Annotated in this window: 12 protein-coding genes; 4 read left to right on the top strand and 8 right to left on the bottom strand. The window is 68.9% G+C overall.

Going from position 1 to position 19,049, the window contains the following annotated elements; all coding sequences use genetic code 11:
* Positions 1–106 precede the first annotated feature (106 nt).
* Positions 107–1,015 carry a LysR family transcriptional regulator gene (locus NK214_RS19710; protein WP_253315290.1) on the top strand — a complete coding sequence of 303 codons (909 nt, stop codon included), beginning with the start codon at positions 107–109 and terminating at the stop codon, positions 1,013–1,015.
* Between the two features lie 167 nt (positions 1,016–1,182).
* Here NK214_RS19710 and NK214_RS19705 read toward each other — a convergent pair whose 3' ends face one another.
* The 3 genes from NK214_RS19705 to NK214_RS19695 form a co-directional block, all read right to left on the bottom strand.
* A complete protein-coding gene (locus tag NK214_RS19705) occupies positions 1,183–2,553 on the bottom strand; it encodes an amidase family protein (RefSeq protein ID WP_253315289.1) in 1,371 nt (456 codons plus the stop codon).
* Positions 2,554–2,558: 5 nt separating this feature from the next.
* Complete coding sequence (locus NK214_RS19700) at positions 2,559–2,750, bottom strand: hypothetical protein (RefSeq protein WP_253315288.1); 192 nt, start codon at positions 2,748–2,750, stop codon at positions 2,559–2,561.
* Between the two features lie 139 nt (positions 2,751–2,889).
* Positions 2,890–3,762 (bottom strand): MBL fold metallo-hydrolase, encoded by an 873-nt coding sequence (locus NK214_RS19695; protein WP_253315287.1) that lies wholly within the window; start codon positions 3,760–3,762, stop codon positions 2,890–2,892.
* 138 nt (positions 3,763–3,900) lie between these two features.
* On the opposite strand from NK214_RS19695, the gene NK214_RS19690 reads away from it, so the two are divergent.
* Entirely contained in the window at positions 3,901–4,788 is an 888-nt protein-coding gene (locus tag NK214_RS19690) for a LysR family transcriptional regulator (RefSeq protein WP_253315286.1), read from the top strand.
* 10 nt (positions 4,789–4,798) lie between these two features.
* Here NK214_RS19690 and NK214_RS19685 read toward each other — a convergent pair whose 3' ends face one another.
* Positions 4,799–6,025 carry an NADH:flavin oxidoreductase/NADH oxidase family protein gene (locus NK214_RS19685; protein WP_253315285.1) on the bottom strand — a complete coding sequence of 409 codons (1,227 nt, stop codon included), beginning with the start codon at positions 6,023–6,025 and terminating at the stop codon, positions 4,799–4,801.
* An 81-nt stretch (positions 6,026–6,106) separates the two neighbouring features.
* Between NK214_RS19685 and NK214_RS19680 the strand changes: the two genes are divergently transcribed.
* The gene (locus tag NK214_RS19680) at positions 6,107–6,568 is read left to right on the top strand and encodes a MerR family transcriptional regulator (protein ID WP_253315284.1); all 462 of its coding nucleotides are present in this window, start codon (positions 6,107–6,109) and stop codon (positions 6,566–6,568) included.
* A gap of 137 nt (positions 6,569–6,705) precedes the next feature.
* Positions 6,706–7,395: a type 1 glutamine amidotransferase domain-containing protein gene (locus tag NK214_RS19675; RefSeq protein WP_107799548.1), complete on the top strand. Its 690-nt coding sequence runs from the start codon at positions 6,706–6,708 to the stop codon at positions 7,393–7,395.
* A gap of 30 nt (positions 7,396–7,425) precedes the next feature.
* On the opposite strand, the gene NK214_RS19670 is transcribed toward NK214_RS19675, so the two are convergent.
* The 4 genes from NK214_RS19670 to NK214_RS19655 form a co-directional block, all read right to left on the bottom strand.
* On the bottom strand, positions 7,426–10,521 hold the full coding sequence (locus NK214_RS19670; protein ID WP_253315283.1) for an amino acid adenylation domain-containing protein: 3,096 nt from the start codon (positions 10,519–10,521) through the stop codon (positions 7,426–7,428).
* A gap of 76 nt (positions 10,522–10,597) precedes the next feature.
* On the bottom strand, positions 10,598–13,330 hold the full coding sequence (locus NK214_RS19665; RefSeq protein ID WP_253315282.1) for a condensation domain-containing protein: 2,733 nt from the start codon (positions 13,328–13,330) through the stop codon (positions 10,598–10,600).
* Positions 13,331–13,449: 119 nt separating this feature from the next.
* Positions 13,450–15,054 carry an MBL fold metallo-hydrolase gene (locus tag NK214_RS19660; RefSeq protein WP_253315281.1) on the bottom strand — a complete coding sequence of 535 codons (1,605 nt, stop codon included), beginning with the start codon at positions 15,052–15,054 and terminating at the stop codon, positions 13,450–13,452.
* Positions 15,051–19,049 (bottom strand): amino acid adenylation domain-containing protein (locus tag NK214_RS19655; RefSeq protein ID WP_253315280.1); only part of this gene is annotated, 3,999 nt, incomplete at its 5' end. The genes NK214_RS19660 and NK214_RS19655, both read right to left, overlap by 4 nt.

Raw genomic sequence — 19,049 nt, 5'->3', positions numbered from 1 at the left:
CCGGGCGCGCCGCCCGGCCTCCTGATGCTATGTGGGTGCGTATATACTATTGATTGTTTGAATTCATGGAAAAATGAGCATTTGCTCATGGGTGGACGAGACGGTCATGACCTTTACGCAGCTGGAAATCTTTGCGCTGGTGGCGGAGCTGGGCGGCTTCACCGCGGCGGCGGACAAACTGGGCATCAGCCAATCCGCGGTGTCGCACGCGATCAGGCAATTGGAGAAGGAATGGGGGCTGACCCTGCTGACGCGCGGCCAGGCCGGCATCGAGGCCACCGAGGCCGGCAACAGCCTGCTGCTGCGCGTGCGCGAACTCTTGGGCGTGGCCGAGGCGATCCGTCAGGAGGCGTCGGCGGCGCGCGGCCTGAACCGCGGCGTGCTGCGCATCGGCTCCTTCGGCACCACCTCCTCGTTGCTGCTGTTGCCGCGCATCCTTGAGCAGTTCCGCGCCAGCTATCCGGAAATCGACGTGTTCGTGGAAGAGGGCGAGGACGACGAAGTGGCGCAATGGGTCAGCGAGCGCCGGGTGGACGTGGGCTTCGTGGTGTTGCCGGACGATCGTTTCGACACTTTGCCGCTGGTGGAGGACCAGTTCGTGGCCTTGATTCCGGCCGGCCATCCGCTGGCCGGCCAGCCGGCGGCGCGGCTGGCGGATTTGTGCGACATGCCCTTCATCATGACGCTGGCGGGCAATACCGCGCTGATTGAGAGATTGTTTGAAACCGCCGGCCTGCGGCCCAGGGTCAAGCACCGCTACGCCCAGATTCTCACCATCGTCAAAATGGTGGAGAACGGCGCCGGGGTGTCCATCGTCGCCGATCTCGCGGTACCGGCGCCCTTGCTGGCCTTATGCCCCGGCGTGGTGAAAAAGCCGCTGGCGCCCATGGTGCGGCGCGCGGTGGGCCTGGCGGTGCCCAGCCGGAAGCACGTCAGCCCGGCGGTGGCGGCTTTTCTCCACACCTGCAAAACCATGGCCAAGAGCCTGCGCGACGGTTCGCTGGGCGGTTTGTGAGCGGGTGCGATGCGGACAGTCCACAAGCCTGTTCAAAGCCTCGCGTGCCAGGGCGAGACAAGGCGGGAGCCGCTGAGAAAGCGGAATGCGCAGGCGGCGGATGAGCATGTTTAAGCGGCGCCCGCCGCGCCACGCGTCGCGAAGCACGGCAGGCTGTGAACAGCTTCTTAGGCCCGCGGCAGGTCAAACCGGGTTTGGCAGCGGCTCTCTATCAGCTGGCCGGCGCGCAGCACCGTGAGCTCGTCGAAAGGCCGGCCAATCAGCTGTACGCCGAACGGCAGCCCCGCCCGGTCCAGGCCGGCCGGCACCGTCAGCGCCGGCAGGCCCAGCACATTGGCGGGCGTGCTCAGCCGTATATAGGCGGAGACCACGCTCTCCTCGACGCCGTCCGGCCAGACGAAGCTGTCCTGGCCGTGCAGCGGCGCGGTGTGCGGCACGGTGGGGACCATGAGCAGGTCGATGTCGGCGAAAAGCCGGCGCCAGGCGGTTTGTAGCGCGATCCGCGCGGCCTGGGCCTGGGCGTGTTCGTTCTGCGGCACCAGCATGCAGGCTTCCAGCAGCGTCCTCACCTCGTCGCCGTACAGCTGCGGCGCGCGGCGCAGCGCGTCCCGGTGATAGGCGGCGGCTTCCGGCGCTATCAGGCCCCATTGGATGGGCTGGATGAAATCGGTCAGCGGGATCTCGACCTCCACCAGCGTCGCGCCGGCGGCGGCGAGTTCGGCCTGCTGATCCTGAAGCGCGGCCTGGATGTCCGGCGCGATATGCTCGCAGAAATAATTGCCGGCCACGCCGACGCGCAGCCCCTCCACCCCCTGGCCCAGGCCCTGGCGGTAGCTGTCGGCCGATGGCGGCCGTCGCGTCGCGATGGCGTCCAATAAGGCCGCGGCGTCCGCCACGGTGCGGGTGATGGGGCCGACATGGTCCAGCGAGCCGGACAGCGGCACCACGCCTTGGCGGGACACCAGTTCGTAAGTGGGCTTCAGGCCCACCAGCCCGCACAAGGCGGCCGGCACCCGGATGGAGCCGCCGGTGTCGGTGCCCAGCGCCGCCAGCGCGCCGCCATAAGCCACCGCGGCGGCGGAACCGCCGCTGGAGCCGCCGGGGGAACGCTCCGGCGCCCAGGGATTGTTGGTTTGCGGCGTGGTCAGGCCAAAGGCGAATTCATGGGTATGGGTCTTGCCGGTCAAGATCATGCCCGCCTGTTTGAGCCGGGCGGCCACCTCGCTGTCGGCGGCGGCGAGGTGATGCCGGCGCACTTGCGAACTGGCGGTGGTGGGCAGGCCGGCAGCGTCTATCAGGTCTTTCAGCGCGTAGGGGATGCCGTGCAAGACGCCGCGGTATTCCTTGCGGCGGATTTCCTGCTCGGCCCGCCGCGCGGCGTCCATGGCCTGATCCGCGGCGAGCGTGACATAGGCGCACAGCTGGTCTTCTTTCTCTTGCGCCCGCTCCAGCACCGAGCGGGTCAGCTCCACCGGCGACAACTGGCCGTCCGCTATCTGCCGGGCCGCGTCCACAATGCTCAATTGATAGGCTTGCACGGCGTTTACCTCCAGTCCGGGTCGAAGGGGGGCGCTGAGCGCGCGTCGGCCGGGCTCAGCCGGTCCAGCTTGGCGATTTCCGCGCGGATGAAGGCCAGGGTGGCGGCGACGGCCTCCAGGCGATCGGGGGCGAGCTTGAGGCCGGCGGCTAGGGCCAGGGCGGCGACGGCCTCCGGCGAGAGGGTGGGAAGGGCCATGAGGAGCTCCTAGGTTGGGGGCCTGTGCAAGGCCTGGCGCAAGGCATTGAGATTAAGGATTAGAGCAGCTTGTCGTCGGCGTTTCAAAGCCGCGTGGACGGGGACGCCCCACGGAGGCGGCGGATCGTTAAGCGGCGCCTCAGAGGAAGGTCCAGCCGAAGCCGCCGTCCCGGCGCGTCACCCGGCCGGCGGAGCTGTCGGCGAAGTGGGCGCTGAACACCAGGGCGCGGCGCTCGGCGGCGAAGTCCAGCAGCCAGCGCCGGGATGCCCGCGCCGCGTCCTGCTCCCGGCAGAACACCGAATTCCATTCCGGCCGGTACACCTGCATCGGCGTATGCATCACATCGCCGCAGAACAGCGCCGTCTCGCCGCGCGAACTCAGCGAAATCGACATATGGCCGGCGCAATGGCCGGGCGTGGGGTGGAAGCGGAAACCGTCCTGGTAGTCGCCGCCGTCCAGGCCGATCACGCGCGCCTGACCGGAGGCGATCACCGGCGCCACGCTGTCGTCGAACACCATGCGCCGGCTGTCCGCTTCCGGCGTGGCGAAGAAATCCAGATCGCCTTGCGGCAAAGCATAGAGGGCCTTGGGAAAGGTGGGCGTCCACTGGCCGTTGATCAGCCGCGTGTTCCAGCCCACATGGTCCGCGTGCAAATGGGTCAGCAACACGTGGTCGACGTCCGCGGGCTGGATGCCCGCGCGGGCCAGGCGTTCCAGAAAGGGCGTTTGCAGCCGGTGGAACAGCGGGTTGAACGCGCGTTCCTTGTCATTGCCGACGCCGGTGTCGATCAGGAAAACCTGGCCGGCCCATTCCACCGCCCAGCTGTGCACGCTCAGGGTGAGGCGCGCGCCGTCGGCGTCCAGCAGACCGCGCAAGCCCGGCTCTTGCGCCAGCAGCGTCTCGTTCCAGTCGCGGTAGAGGAAGGACGGGGCCAGGCCGCGCAGCAGGGTGTCCGTCACGCGGGTGATCTTGGCGTCGCCAAGTTGATAAGTGGGGCTGATGGTGTCCATTTGGGTCTCTGCGGCTAGGGTGCGCGCCGGCGCGGCCGGCGGCTTGACCGTCACTATCGCGGAAATTATCCATGCTTTCCAATGCCGAATTATTAATTCGTGATAACTTAAAAGCATAGCCAAGCCGAAAGACCCCGCATGGAATTGCGCCATCTTCGTTACTTCATCGCCGTGGCCGAGCACCAAAGCGTGCGCCTGGCCTCCGAGCATCTGCACATCACCCAGCCGGCGGTGTCGCGGCAGATCCAGGACCTGGAACAAGAGCTGGGCCTGCCGCTGTTTGAGCGTTCGCCGCGCGGCCTCAAGCTGACCGCGGCCGGCGCAAGCTATTTGCGCGAGGTGCGCAAAGCGATGGCCGCGCTGGACGACGCGGCCGAGAGCGCGCGGCGCGTGGCCGCCGGCCTTTTGGGCCGGCTGCGGCTGGGCTGCGTGGAGAACGCCGGTTGGGACGGCCTGGTGCCCCAGGCCTTCAGCCGCTTCCAGGCGGAGGCGCCGGAGGTGGCGCTGGAGCTGAGCGTGCTGAACACGCCGCAGCAATTGAGCGCGCTGGAGGAGGGCGCGCTGGACGGCGGCTTCATCTACCAATACGAAGACTTGCCGGAAAGCCTGGCCGGCCTGCCCTTGCTGGAGCACGACGTGGTGCTGGCGCTGCCGCGCTGCTGGGACACCGGCCACGACGAGAGCCGCCCCATCGCGCTGCGCAGCCTGGCGGACCGGCCCTTCGTCACCATGCCGCGCGAGGCCTATCCCGGCTATTACGACCGCCTGATCAGCGCTTGCCGGCAACTGGGCGTGCGTCTTAGGGTGGCGCAGGAGGCCGGCACCGAAACGGCGATCTTGTCGCTGGTCTGCGCCGGCATCGGCGCCGCCATCGTCAACTCCGCCAATCTGGGCCGGCCGCCGGCCCAGGCGCGCTTCTTCCGGCTGCGGGATTTGTCCTTGCCGATGCCGCTGAGCTTCGTCAGCCGCAAGGACGCGGCCAACCCGGCGCTGAAGCGCTTTCTGGCCGCGCTGCCGGGCGCTTGAGGCCGCCGGCTCAGCGTTGCGCCGCCCAGCGTCGATAGCGGCGGGCGCGGCAGGCGGCGGCCAGTTGCTGCTGGATCAGCGCCCGCAGCGGCGACACCTGGGGCTTGGGCGTCTTGCCCTGGCTGAGCCGGCGCAGCTGAAACTTCACCGCGGCCATATTGGCGAGCGCCGCCAGCGGCTTGTTGCGCCAGGCGATAGGCGGCAGCGCCGGAGCGGTGTCCTTGCCCTGGCGCCAGTCGCTGGGCAGCCTGGGGTCCAGGGCCAGCGCGGTGGCGATGCCCGCCATGGCCACGCCGCTGGCCATCACTTGTTCGGCCACCGGCCGGCGGCGGATGCCGCCGGTGACCATCACCGGCATGGCGGCCACGGTTTGGAGCGCTTGGGCGAACGTCAGGAAATAGGCCTCGCGGGCCAGGGTGCGCCCGTCGCGGGCCTCGCCCTGCATCGCCGGCGCTTCGTAACTGCCGCCGGAAAGCTCGACCAGATCCACCGCCAGCTCATTGAGCCAGAGCACCACCTGGCGGGCGTCGTCGGCGCTGAAGCCGCCGCGCTGGAAATCGGCGGAATTGAGCTTGACCGCCACGGCGAAGCCCGGGGACACCTCCGCGCGCACCGCTTTGACGATCTCCAGCAACAGGCGGGCCCGGTTTTCCAGCGGGCCGCCCCAGGCGTCCGTTCTTTGGTTGGACAGCGGGGACAGGAACTGGCTGAGCAGATAGCCGTGGGCCGCGTGGATTTCCACGCCGTCGAAACCGGCCTGCTCGGCGAGGCCCGCGCTGCGGGCGAAGCGCCGTATCACATCGGCGATCCCCTGCGGCGTCATCGCCTGCGGCAGGGCGAAATGCCTGGACATCTTGCCCAGGTCCAGCGGCACCGCGGACGGCGCCCAGGTGGCCTGGCCCAGATTGGCCGGCATCTGACGGCCGGGATGGTTGATCTGCAACCAGAACTGCGCGCCGCGGGAGCGGCCGATCCGGGCCCAGCGCCGGAAGCGCTCCATCTGGCGCTCGTCTTCCAGCACCACGCCGCCCGGCCCGGTCATCGCGCGGCCGTCCACCATCACGTTGCCGCTGATCAGCAGGCCGGCGCCGCCGTCCGCCCAGGCCTGGTAGAGCCTCATCAAGGCATCGGACGGGGCCTGGTCCGCGTCCGCCATGTTTTCTTCCATCGCCGCCTTGGCGATGCGGTTGGGCAGGCTGGAACCGTTGGGAAGGGTCAAGGGGCTGAATAGGGTCATGAGCGCGCGCTCCGGGTTTGATCTTGGCTCAACCATAGGTTTAAAGTTAACTTTAATGTCAAGCCCCGATCGAGAACGCGGATGAAAATTGGAGAATTGGCGAAGCGCTGCGGCATGACCGCCTCCCGCATTCGCTTTTATGAAGCCAGCGGCCTGATCCGGGCGGTGGCGCGCGGGGCCAACGGCTACCGCGATTACGGCCCGGAAGCGCTGTGGATATTGGACATCATCGCCAGCGCCCAGAGCGCCGGCTTTTCCCTGGAGGAAATTCGCCGTCTGCTGCCGACGGAGCCTAAGGCCTGGCAGCATGAGGACCTGCTGGCGGGGCTCATGCGCAAAGTGGCCGAGATCGAACGCTTGCAGCAGCGGCTGGAGCAGAACAAGGCCCAGTTGCGGCGGGTGATCGCCGGCATGGAGAACGGGCCGGAAGGGCTGGCCTGCGACGAGCGGGCCCAATGGGTGTTGAACCGCCTGCGCGACGAGGAAGGCGCGGCGGGCGGAGCGCCGGGAAGCGGGCAAGGCCCGCTCCCGGAAAAGTCGTAAACGGGCGCTTAGGCTCAGGTGAAATGCCTTGACCCTCAAGCGGACTTGAAGCTTAAGGTGGCGCAGGCCCGCCGCCGGAAACGGCCGATGCAAACCGTGTTCAAACCCCAGCGGCGCTTTGATGAGGAGAAGCCGTCATGAGCAAGCGCATTCTGCATGTGGTGAGCAATGTCGCTCACTACGCCGATCCGTCCGAAGCCACCGGTTTGTGGCTGTCTGAATTGAGCCACGCTTACGAGGTGTTCGCCGCGCAAGGCTGGGAGCAGCAGTTGATCAGTCCGCTGGGCGGCGCCTCTCCCTTGGAGCCGCGCTCGCTGAAATGGCCGAACGCCGACGCCTCGGCGCGGGCCTGGCTGGCCAGCGCCGATAAGCGGGCCTTGCTGGCGGATACCGCCAAGCCGGAAGACATCGCCCCGGCGGCGTTCGACGCGATCTATTTCACCGGCGGCCACGCGGTGATGTGGGATTTTCCGGAGCACGCCGGCCTGCAGCGGCTCGCCCGCGAGATCTACGAGCAGGGCGGCGTCGTTTCCTCGGTGTGTCACGGTTATTGCGGCCTGCTGAATATCCGCTTGTCCGACGGCGCGCTGCTGGTGGCCGGCCGTCGGCTGACCGGCTTTTCCTGGCGGGAGGAAGTGTTGGCCGGCGTGGCCGGCAAAGTGCCCTACAACGCCGAGGAGGAAATGAGGCGGCGCGGCGCCCGCTATGAAAAAGCCTGGCTGCCGTTCATGCCCAAGGTGGTGGTGGACGGCCGGCTGGTGACCGGGCAAAACCCGCAGTCGGCCAAGGCCACCGCCAAGCGAGTGGCCGCCTTGCTGTCGCGCTGAGGCCGGGAGCGCCGGCCTCGCGCGGCCGCGTCAAGCGCCTAGGCCGGCCAGCTCCCCGACGGCGACGCCCAGCGCTTCTTCGAAAGCCTGGAACAGCGCGTCCGCCGCGGCCTCGCCGCAATAAGCGGGATCGCCGCTCAGCCGGAATTCGGCGATGTCCGAGCCCTCATCCAGATGGACGGCGATATTGACGGGGTAGTGGAAGCGATCCACGCCGTCCCAGTCCCGCAAATCCGCCGTTTTCGAATCCCGCGCCCGGAAATTCGTGAAGTTGAAGGTGTAAAGAAACTCCCGGCCGGGGCTGCGCGCATCGAAAATCGCGCTGAGCGGGTAGAGCGCGTATTTCTCCTGCAGCAGCAGGCGCTGGTGGATGGCCTCAGCCGTCTCCAGCGGACACGCCAAGGCCTGAAACGACAGCGGCTGCAAATTCCAGAACAGGCCCACCGCGTCCAGCGGATCGCTCAGTTCCGGCACCCGGCCGTTGACCACCATTCCGATCAAGACCTGGGGGTCCCGGGTAGCGCGCGCGATCGCTTGCCCGGCGGCGGCCAAATACAAGGATCGCGTCTGGATGCGCCGCGCGCGCGCGCAGTGGCCGACGCGGGCCACCAGCCGGGGCGCGATGCGTTTTTTGTGCTCCGTCATTCCGGCCGGCGGCGTTCTCCGTCGCTCAAGCGTCTGCGCGCCGGCAAACGGCGCTCGCCGCCAGTATTCAATCGCCGCCGGGTCCAGGGCCATGCGCTGCTGGAGGGCGACGTATTCGGAAAACACGTCCGCGCGCGCCGGCGGCGCGATGGCGTCATGGCGCTGATAGCGCTGGAATACCGCGTCGAAAAAGCGTTGCTGCCCCCAGCCGTCGTCTATCGCGTGGTGGATGCTCAGGAAAACGACGCAGCGGCTGTCCTCGGTTTGGAAGAAGCGCAGCCGCGCCGTTTCGCTTGCCGCCTCGAATGGCGCGAATGGCGCGTGGAGATCGGCGCGCGCGTATTCGGCAATCCGCGCCCGCCGCCGGGCAGGGGCGTCGCGCCGGAGGTCGACGGCGTCCAGGCGCACCCGTTCCCTGCCCGCGTCGGTGCGGAGAATCGCGTCGCCGTCGCGGACGAAGAGCGTGCGGAAAACGGGATGCCGGGAAAACTCCAAGCGGAAGGCCTCCATGAGCCGTCCGATGTCGAGCGCCGCGTCCACGCAGTCAAACCACTGCTGCACGTGATAGACGCCCAGCCCTGCCGGGGCCGCCTGATAGTGCTCCAGCATCAGGCGCTGCATGTCGGACGCGGCGTTCGCGCGTTTCGCCCGCGTCGGCGGCAAGCCGGTTTCGCCCCGCAGGCTGCGGTCGTTCAGGTCCCGGACATTGGGTGAGTGAAACACGTCTTCCACCGTGGCGGCCCAGCCGGCGCGATTCAGCGCCATGATCAGTTCCACGGCGCGGATGGAGTCCCCGCCCAAGGCGAAGAAATCATCGTTAGGACCAAGACGTTCCACGCCGAGCACCCGGCGCCAGATCGCCGTCATGTCGGCTTCGTCGGCCGAGGCCGGCGCGTCGGGCGGGCGTTCGTCGCTCAGGGCCCGCGCCATGTGCGGCAAACGGCTGCGATCGATCTTGCCGTGAGCGGTCAGCGGCAGGCTGTCGATGCAATGAAAGTGGTGCGGCATCATGAAGCCGGGCAGTTTTTCCGCCAGCGCCTGGCGGAGTTCCCGCAAGCTCATCGGCGCGGACGCGAAGCGGAGATAGGCCGACACCAGATCTCGCCCGTCCTCGGACGAGGCCTGGACCACCGCGTTGGCGACGCCGTCCAGCTCGCAGAGCGCGGATTCGATCTCCGCCAGCGAAACCCGGAAACCGCGGATCTTCAGGTAGCCGCCCTTGCGCGATTCGTAAACCAGCTCGCCGTGCGGATCGATCTTCGCCAGATCCTGGGTTTTGTACATCCGCTGGCCTTCGCGGCCGGGGAAGGGGCAGGGAATGAAGGCCTCGGCGGTCAGGCCGGGCCGGCCGTGATAGCCGCGCGCCAGTCCCGGACCGGCGACATACAGCTCGCCGACCTCGCCGGCCGCCACCGGCTGCAAGTCCTCGTCGAGCAGGAATAGCGACAAGTCCGGCAAGGCCGAGCCGATGCCGGCGGACTTCCTATGCTTCGTCTCGTCGGCGTCGACCACGTGCAAGGTGACGTGCACGGTGGTCTCGGTGATGCCGTACATATTGACCAGCACCGGGCCCTCGTCGCCCATGGTCTTGAACCAGGGCTTGAGCTGGGTCAGGTCCAGCCGCTCGCCGCCAAACACCACGAAGGCCAGCGATTCCAGGGCCTCGCGCTGTTCCGGATGTTCGCTCAGATACAGGGCCAGCTGATAGAAGAAGGACGGCGTCTGGTTGAGCACCGTCGCGCCATGCCGCCGCAAATACGCCAGCAGCGCGGAAGGGTCTCGAATGGTGGCCAGGTCCGGGACCAGCAAGGTTCCGCCATGCAAGAGCGCGCCGAAGATTTCCCAGACCGAAAAATCGAAGGCGTAGGAATGCAGCAAAGGCCAGACGTCCTCCGGCCCGAAGTCGTAATAAGGCTGGGACTCGGCAAACAGCCGCAGCACATTGCGGTGGGTGATCAGGCTGCCTTTGGGGCCTCCGGTCGAGCCCGAGGTATAGATGACGTAAGCCAGGTTGTCGCGATTCGGCGCGCCGCCGCCCACGGGCGTCTCGTCGCGCGATGGGGCAAAAGCGTCCAGATCAAGCTGCGGGATGTCCTTGGCGGACGCGGCGGCGGCCAGCCGTTCCCGCGATGCCGCATCCACGACGATGAGCTTGGGCCGGGCGTCGCCGACGAGGTAGTCCAGCCGCTCCGCCGGATACTCCGGGTCCAGCGGAAGGTAGGCGCCGCCGGCTTTCAGGATGGCCAGCATGGCGACGATCAGATCGGACGATCTGCGCACGGACAAGCCCACCAGGGTTTCGGCGGTCACGCCCATGGCGCGGAGGCGGCGGGCCAGGGCGTCCGCCCGCTGATCCAGTTGCCGGTAGCTGAGCGAAGCCGCCGCGCATTGCACGGCGATGCGGTCGGGAAAGCGCTGGACCGAGCGGGAGAAGGCCTCGGCAAGCGTTTGGCAGGCGCTGAATTCTGTTGGATGAGTCATTGGTTTTGCATGTCCTGCCGGCTAGAGCGCTTTGCGCCCTCCGGCGGTTGGTCAGTTGTCGGCGCTCGACATGGGCTCAAGTCACGTCCGCCGCCACGCCGGCGTTCCCGGCGCCGGCCGGCTTGGGTTTTCTCAGCAGCTTGGGCGCGGCGCGCGGCACCTCCCCGGCGGCCGTCGCGCCGGCGGCCTGCCGCAGCGGCGCGTCGAAGCCCCGCACGCACTGGGACAGCAAGGCCGATAGTTCCGCGCCCATGGCTTCAATCGACGCCGGGTCGAACATATCGGTCGCGTACTCGATGCGGACGCAACTGCGCGCCAGATTGAAGCCGAAGGCCAGGTCGAACTTGGCGATCGGGTTGCTGCCCGGCAGCAAGGCCACGGTCAGGCCGTCCTGCGTCCAGCCGTCGAAGTCTTGATCGACGGTGACCACCGCCTGGAAGACCGGGTGTTGGCCGGGAACGCGCTCCAGGCCAAGCCGATCGACGAGGGAGGAGAACGGCACCCGGTAGCCGGCGTAGCTCGCCTGGGCGGTTTGGCGCACTTTTTCAATGATGTTGCGCGGGGTGTCGGCGGTCTCTATCCGCACCGGCATGGCGAGCAAATTGACGAAATTGCCTATGGTGTCCTCGATCGCGCCGTCGCCGCGTCCGCCATGGGGGAAGCCCAGGCAGACGTCGGCCTGATTGCCGCGCGCGGACAGATAGGCGGCGAGCAGGGCGGCGACGGCCATGAACGGCGAGGCGCCAAGCTGGGCGGCGCGCTGGATGTGCTCGCCCAGCAGCGCTTGGGGCAAGGCGCATTCCAGGAAGGCCCCGGCGTAGTCGCGTCGCAGCGGGCGCGGGCGGTCCGGCCTGAGATTGAGCGGGGCCGCGGTTCCCGCCAGGCGGTCTAGCCAGCGGCTCAGCGCCTTCTGGTAGTCGCGGCTGCGCTGCCAGGCCCGCTCCTCGGCGGCGGCCTCTCTCACCGTCATCGCGGGCCCTACGGCGGGCAAGGCGCCGCCTCGCAGCAGGGTTCGCAGATCGCGCAGCCATATCTGCGCGGAATGGCCGTCAAACGCCATGTGGTGAAACACCATCAGCAACACCCAGTGATCGCGGTCGCGGCGCGCCAGGCAAAAGCGGAAGAGCCGGCCGGCGGCGAGGTCGAAGGGGGTCGAGCTGACATCCCGTTCCAGGCTGGCGAAGCCGGCGTCGCGGCGGTCCGGCGGCAGTTGGCTGAGATCCGCGGTTTCGAGTACGCGGGAGGGCGGCGCGCCGATGTCCTGCCGCAGGCCGGCCGGGGTTTCCACAAAGCGCGCGCGCAGGGCTTCATGGCGTTTCAGCAGCTGTTCCAGCGCCGCCTCCAGGCGGGCGGGGTCCAGCTGGCCGCGCATCTCCAGATGCAGCGGGACATTGTACAAGGCGCGGTCCGGGGCCAGTTTCTCAAAGAAATACAGGCTTTGCTGATTGCTGGACAGCTGGCCCAGCCGGGCGTCGGCCTGGGGCCGCGCCAACGCCGCGAGCGCGCCGGTGTCCCGCTCTTGTCCGCGGCGGGACCGGGTTTGCAGATCAGCCGCCGGCACGGCGTCCGGCCGGCGGGCGGGATCGGCCAGGCATTGCGCGGCGAAGCGGACCAGCCCGTTCAAGAGCCGCTGGGCGGCCGAGGCTTCGAACAAGGCGTCGGCGTACTCGAGCGTCAGCCAGAGGCCGTCGTCGCGTTCGTCCAGCACAAAGCTCAAGTCGCGCTTCGCGCGTCCGGCATGCGCCGCCTGCTCGGTCAGCCGCAGGCCGGCGAGACGCCAGAGCGGGCGCTTTCGCACCCGCGCGGCGACTTGAAACCCTGGCGGCTCCAAGGCGGCGGAGGGGTCAAACGCCATGCTCCGGTTCTCCGCGCCCTGCGCGGCCTGCGTGCGGACCTGGTCCAGCATCTCCCGCAGAGTGGGCTTGGCGTCCAGGCGCAAGCGCAGCGGGAGCGGGGTTTCAAACAGGCCGATGATGTCATTGGCTTCCGCGTGGCGTCGCCCCGGGACGGACGCGTCGATGAGGATTTCATCCCGGCCGCTTTCCGCGCCCAGGAAAAGACCGAGCAAGGATGAGAAAACGACCAGCAAGGCGTCTCCCGTTTCCCGTTGAAGCCGGCGCAATTGTTGTTCTTGCTCGGAGGGGAGCTTGAGCGCCCATTGAGCGCCGTCCGTCGATATCGTGGCCGGCAACGGACCGTCCGCGCCCAATCGTGAAGGCCGGGGCGCGCCGGCGCGCCATGGTTCGCGCTGCCAATGGGCGAAGTCCGCGTAATCGAGCGCATTGGGCGCGAGCTCGACATCGCCGCCGTTCAAGGCGGCGGCATAAGCCGTGTCCAGGTCTGTAGCCAGGATGCCGGCCGACCAGGCGTCAAAAACAGCCTGATGGAACACCATGACCAGGCTCGCCTCATCATCCGCCGGCTGAAAGAGAGCAAAGCGAAATAAAGGCCCCGTCGCCAGATCGAAGGGGCGGTCGATGACTTCCCGGACGGCCGCGGCCAGGCCGGCGCCGTCCCCGCTCGCCGGTTCCAGGCGCGTCGGCTGGAGCAGGGGGCCGGGCCAGGCGTGCCGCGTCGAGCAAAGCAGCTCGTCGCCGTCGAAGGCCATCGTCGTGCGCAAGGCCTCGTGTTTGGCCACGACCGCGGCCAGGGCCGTCTCCAATGCCGCGGCGTCCAGCGCGCCGCTTATCCGCAGCACGACGGGAAACGAGCATGAGGCGGCGTCCGGCGCCAGCGGATCCAGGTGGAACAGTCGTTCCTGTTGCAAGGACGCAAGCCAGCCGTAGCCGGCATCGAGTGAAAATTTCATAAGCGAATACCTTGGGTCGGCAATCAGTCGACAAGAGCAAGCCTTTATTCCGCCCCGCGCCCCAAGCCGGCGACGGCGTCCTGGAAGCTTTTACGGCGCGCGGCGGACATTGCACAGGCTCAGCAGCTGAAGCTGCTGCAGCCGTACAGCCGTTCCGCGCTCAGGCCCGCGGCGCGGCAGCGCTCGAGGAACTTGTTCGACTCGACGATCTGCTTGCTGTCGGCCGAATACTCCAGGCCGGTGACGAAGCGCATCCAGGGTTCTTGCCCCATCGCGTAGACGTAGATCTTCTTACAGTCGAACTCCTCGACGATGCTCCAGGCGTGTTCGCAGTCCGAGCCGGACAAGGTGCGGGATTCGTCGTCTCGCCGGCTGAGCGGGCTGCCGGTGTACGGACCGTACAGCCAGCTGAGCGGCGCGCCGTCGCACTCCATGCCGATGAACAGCGTGTCCGCCTTGCCCAGACGCTCCACGATGCGGCGGTAGAGCGCGCGGTCCTTGCAGTCCGAGTCCGCCAGGAACAGGAAGCGGCGGTTTTTCAGCCGCAGGAACATGCCGTGCTTGCTTTCGATGTCCAGGTCGGCGTGCTCGCCGTAAAACGGCAGGCTGACGATTTCGCCGTCGTCGAAGCGCACGCTTTCCATCGGCTCGAGTTCGGACACGTTGCGGAAACCGAGCGCGCGCAGCGTGAGCTTCATCGACGGATCGGCCAGGCTGCGGCTGTTGTGGCGCGGCACCAGCAGGCGGCCGATGCGGCCGCGCAATTGCAGCAGCAGCTCCGGGCTGAAGTGGTCCTGATGGTTGTGGGTGATGAACACGTAGTCGATATGGTCGGGCAGATCGTCGAAAGTCAGCCGCTGCGGTTCGCCATCCCGGTCCCAGGTGACGAAGGGATCGATCAGGACCGAGGTGGACGCCGTTTGCAGCAAGACGCAGGCGTGGCCGAAATAACGGATGCGCACGTCGCCGCCGTGATACTCGGGCTGCTCGCGCTGTGGCGCTTCGGTGTCGAAGAAGCTGCGGAAGCGGGCTTCCTGCTCCGCCGGCACCTTCAGCGCCTGCTTCAGCTCCGCGTAAGGGACGGCGCGTATCCGGCTGGCGGCGAGCGCTTCGTGATGGGGGGCGGCGAAGGGCAGCGGGAGCACCAGCCTGGCGTCGCCGTCCAGCCGGGGCGTGTTCAGAAAGAAATGGCGCTGCTCGTCGCGTTCGGTGCTGAAAGCCAGCGCCTGCCGGTCCGCGTCCGCGGCGTCCGGATAGCTCAGCAAGGAGTCCAGCACGCGGAGGCCGGGGTGATGGTTGAGGTCGTAGCTGACTTCGACCAGGCCGGCCAGCGTGGGCGACAACTCGGCGTAGACCGCGTCCAGGCTGTGGCCGCTGGCGGTTTGCTGCAGCTGGCGATTGAGCTTTTGCAGGTCTTCGGCGAAGCGGAGCAGCGGCGCCGCGTCCTTCAGCGTGTCCTGCAGCAGGCGGCGCACCGCGGGCAGATCGCTGGCCGGCAGTTCCAGGAAGGGGCCGCCCAGCATCTGGGGGTTCTTGGAGGCGGCGACGTGCACATTGGGGTTGGCGATGAAGGAGCGCAGCAGCGGAATCTGGCGGAAGGCCAGATTGATCGCCTGCTGGACCGGCGACACCAGATGACTCCAGGCGTACCAGCGGTGGAACAGCGGTTCCAGTTTGACGCCGCTTTTCAGATAGACGGCCGCGTCGGGATGGGGAGTGTTCATGCTTGCTCCAATGTCGTGGAAGAGGGAGGGAAAGGGCGCGAAGCCGGCGTGCCGGACGGAGCCGTCGCCTCGCTGAGTCCTGCCTGCGACGCGGCGTAGTCCGCGTAGTCGGCGTATGGCCGCGGCAGCGGCGTCCAATCGGGGGCGCCGCCGTCGGCGCGGGCGGCGTAAGCCTGGGCCAACTCCCGCAGCAGCGGCGCGATCGGCGCGCCGGCGCCGCTGTCCGCGGCCTGGCGCAGCGCGGCGGGCAAGGCCAGGCCGTTGGCGGTCTTGATCGTCGCCCCTGTTTCGGCCGGCGCGTTCAGGACGGCGTGACGGCGGCCCAGCTCGCGCAAGGCCTGGCGCAAGGCCGGCAGCTCCAGCTCGCCGTCGCAGCGCAGCGAGACCGGCGCGCCGTCTTGCCGGCGGACGGTCAGCCAGAACGAGCGGCCGCCGGCCGCCGACGAGGATTCGTCCGGGCGGCCAAACGCCGGGCGCCGCGCCAATTCGGCGACGCTGGGGGCGAGGAAGAGCTGTTCCATCGACAGCTTGACGCCCAGCTTGCCGCGAATGAGGGCGGCCAGCCGCATCGCCAGCAGCGAGTCGCCGCCCAATTCGAAGAAGCCGGCGTCCAGATCCACGGCCGGCAGCCGCAGCGTCTCCGCGAACAAGGCCGCCAGCGTCTGTTCAAGCGGCGTGGCCGGCAAGCGTTGCGGCGCGGCCGCGAAGACCGGCGCCGGCAGCGCGCCGCGGTCCAGCTTGCCGTGGGCGTTCAAAGGCAGCGCGGGCAAGACCGTCACCGCGGCGGGCACCATGTAGTCGGGCAGGCCGGCGGCCAGCCCGGCGCGCAGCCGCGCGCCGTCCAGGCTGGCGCCGGCGCGCGGGACGGCGTAGGCGACCAGGCGCTTGCGGCCGTCGTCGTCGACAGGCAAGACCACGGCCTGGGCCACGCCGGTTTGCGAGCGCAGCGCGGCCTCGATCTCGCCCGGCTCGATGCGATAGCCGCGCAGCTTGATCTGCTGATCGAGCCGGCCCAGGAATTCCAGCTGGCCGTCCGCCAGGCGGCGCGCCTTGTCGCCGCTGCGGTAGAGCCGGCTGCCGGGCGCGCCGAAGGGATTGGCGACGAAACGCTCGGCGCTGAGCGCGGGGCGGTTAAGATAGCCGCGCGCCAGGCCGGCGCCGGCCACGTACAGCTCGCCGGCGACGCCGACGGGCACCGGCTGCAAGGCCTCGTCCAGCAGATAGACCTGGCTGTTGAGCACCGGCCGGCCTATGGGCGGCGCGCCGTCGGTCAGGCGGTCGCTCAGGGTGGCGCAGATGGTGGATTCGGTGGGGCCGTAGGCGTTGATCATCCGGCGGCCGCGTGCCCATTTGGCCACCACCTCGGCGGGGCAGGCGTCGGCGCCGACCAACAGCGCGCCGGGCAGCAGATCCGGCGCCGGTTCCAGCATGGCCAGCAGCGCCGGCGGCAGCAGCGCGTGGCTGACGCGCGCGGCGCGCAGCGTGCCCGGCAGGCTGTCGGCGTCCAGCTGCCTGGCGTTGGCGGGCACCAGGCAGGCGCCGCCGGCGAAGGCCATCAGCATTTCCAGCACCGAGGCGTCAAAGCCCGGCGAGGAGAATTGCAGCACGCGCGCGGACGCGTCCAGCGCGCAGCGCTCTTTCAGGTCTTGCGCCAGGCTGGCCAGTCCGGCGTGGCCGACCGCGACGCCTTTGGGCCGGCCGGTGGAGCCGGAGGTGTAGATCACGTAGGCCAGATCGTCCGCCGTCAGCGGGCGCAGCCTTTCTTGCTGGCCGATGTCGCCGTCCGCGAAGCTATCGTCGGCCTCCGGCGCCATCACCGGCCCGGCGGTTTGCGGCAGGCGGGCGGCGGAGCCGGCGTCGCTCAGCACCAGGGCGGGACGGGCGTCGTCCAGCATCAGCGCCAGCCGCTCCGCCGGGTAGTTGAGGTCCAGCGGCAGATAGGCGGCGCCGGCTTTCAGCGTCGCCAGTTGCGCGACGAGCAGCGCCGCCGATTTGGGCAGCGCGACCGCCACCAGCCGACCAGGGCCGACGCCCGCGGCGATCAGCCGCCGGCCCAGCCGGTTGGCCCGGCGGTTGAGCTCGGCGTAGCTCAAGGTTTCGCCGTCGCAGTCCAGCGCCGGCGCGTCCGGCGCGCGGCGGACTTGCCGCTCGAACAGCTCGCACAGCGGCAGCGGCGCGATGTCGCGGGCGCTGGCCTGGTCATCCAGCAGCAGGCGGCGCTCGTCCTCGTCCAGCAGGTCCAGACGGCGCACCGGGCCGTCGGGGTCGCCGGCCAGCTGCGCGAGCACGGCGGCGTAGCAGCGAGCGTAGCGCCGCAGCGCGTCGGCGTCGTGGGCGTCGCGGTGGGCGGTCAGGCTGCCGACGATGCGCGCGCCGTCGGGGCGGAAATTGATTTGCAGCGCGAAGCTGTTGTCCATCGCGCTGTCCTGCTGGCGCCAGTCGGCCAGCGCTTCCAGCGCCTGGAAATGCGTGTAATTGAAAATGGCCTCGCCGGCATCGCGCAGGCCGGCGTCGCGCAGCATGGTGGCCAGCGGATAACGCCGGTGCGGCAGCAGCGCCCGTTCCGCGTCTATCACGCGGCTTATCAGCCGGGTCCAGGGTTCGCGCCGGATCTCCATGCGCAGCGGCACCGAGTTCAGGAACAGGCCCACCATATGCTCCGCGTCCGCGGTTTCCGGCCGGCCGTTGGTGACCAGCGCGGTGCAGGCGCCGCTTTTGCCCGTCAGCATGGCCAGTGCCGCCAGGTGGGCGGCCAGCAGCACCGATTTCAGCGGCGCGTTCAAGCGGCGCGCCAGCGCGGTCAGCGCCGTCGAAACCGGCTCGTCTATGGCGATGTCGGCGTGGATCTGCAGCGGGCCGTCGGCCGCGGCGGCGGCGTTCTCCTCCCGCGCGAGCAGTGCGGCGGCGGCTTCGTAGCCGCGCAGCTGTTCCCGCCAGAAATCCCGGCTGGCCGGCGAGGCCATCGCCTCGCGTTCCAGCGCGATGTAGTCGCGGTAGCGGCTGGCCAGCGCGGGCAGCCGGCAGGGCCGGCCGGCCAGCTCGGCCTGGTAGAGCTGGGCGAGTTCGACGATGAAGACGGAGTCGCTCCAGCCGTCGAGGATGGCGTGGTGGATGCGCAGCGTCAGGTGGAAGCGCCGTTCGCCCAGCCGGTGGGCGTGGGCGTGCAGCAGCGGCGCGGCCCCGGGATCGAAAGCTTGTTTGGACCAGGCGGCGATGAAGGCCGTAAGGGTTTCTTGCTGCGCGGCGGGCGGCAGCTGTCCGAGATCGCTCTCTGCCAGCGGAATGGCGGCCGTGGCCAATATCAGTTGCAAGGGTTCGAGATAGCCGTCCAGCGCGAAGCGGGTGCGCAGCAGCTCGTGCCGCCGGCACAGCGCGTCCAGCGCGCGGCGCAGCGCGGCGGCGTCGTAAGGCAGGGACACCGCCAGCCCGACGATGTTGTGGTATAGCGTCGAGCCGTCGCGGAAGGCGCTGTGGAACAGCATGCCCTGCTGCAATTGGCTGAGCGGGTAGGCGTCCACCGCGTCCGGCGGCAACCGCCGGCGGTCGGCGGGGTCCAGCAGGGAGAACGGTTCGGCCGGCGCGGCGGCGGCGGCCGCCTGTTCGGCATGGGCGGCCAGCAGCGCCACGCTGTGGTGTTCGAACAGGCTGGCCAGTTCGAAGGAGACGCCGGCTTTGAGCGCCAGGCCCTTCAGCCGCAAGGCCAGCAGCGAATCGCCGCCGAGGTTGAAGAAGCTGTCGTCCAGGCCGACGCGCTCCAGGCTCAGGGTCTGGGCGAAGGCTTCGGCCAGCAGTTTTTCTTTTTCGGTGACCGGCTCGCGGTGCTCGGCCAGCGTCAGCTCCGGCGCCGGCAGGGCGCGGCGGTCCAGCTTGCCGTTGGGGGTCAGCGGCAGCGTGTCCAGCGCCACCCAGGCGGCGGGCGCCATGTAGTCGGGCAGGCGGGCGGCCAGCGCGTCGCGCCAGCGCGCGACGTCGGCCTGGGCGCCGGCGGCGGGCAC

The organism is Chromobacterium sp. S0633 (genome assembly GCF_024158805.1).
Taxonomy (GTDB): domain Bacteria; phylum Pseudomonadota; class Gammaproteobacteria; order Burkholderiales; family Chromobacteriaceae; genus Chromobacterium.
This window is presented reverse-complemented; position numbering and strand designations above follow the sequence as displayed.

Coding starts and splice junctions, on each gene's coding strand:
- NK214_RS19680 (WP_253315284.1), top strand. CDS start 6,107: ATGAAAATTGGAGAATTGGCGAAGCGCTGCGGCATGACCGCCTCCCGC.
- NK214_RS19665 (WP_253315282.1), bottom strand. CDS start 13,330: ATGAAATTTTCACTCGATGCCGGCTACGGCTGGCTTGCGTCCTTGCAA.
- NK214_RS19670 (WP_253315283.1), bottom strand. CDS start 10,521: ATGACTCATCCAACAGAATTCAGCGCCTGCCAAACGCTTGCCGAGGCC.
- NK214_RS19710 (WP_253315290.1), top strand. CDS start 107: ATGACCTTTACGCAGCTGGAAATCTTTGCGCTGGTGGCGGAGCTGGGC.
- NK214_RS19675 (WP_107799548.1), top strand. CDS start 6,706: ATGAGCAAGCGCATTCTGCATGTGGTGAGCAATGTCGCTCACTACGCC.
- NK214_RS19660 (WP_253315281.1), bottom strand. CDS start 15,054: ATGAACACTCCCCATCCCGACGCGGCCGTCTATCTGAAAAGCGGCGTC.
- NK214_RS19685 (WP_253315285.1), bottom strand. CDS start 6,025: ATGACCCTATTCAGCCCCTTGACCCTTCCCAACGGTTCCAGCCTGCCC.
- NK214_RS19695 (WP_253315287.1), bottom strand. CDS start 3,762: ATGGACACCATCAGCCCCACTTATCAACTTGGCGACGCCAAGATCACC.
- NK214_RS19700 (WP_253315288.1), bottom strand. CDS start 2,750: ATGGCCCTTCCCACCCTCTCGCCGGAGGCCGTCGCCGCCCTGGCCCTA.
- NK214_RS19690 (WP_253315286.1), top strand. CDS start 3,901: ATGGAATTGCGCCATCTTCGTTACTTCATCGCCGTGGCCGAGCACCAA.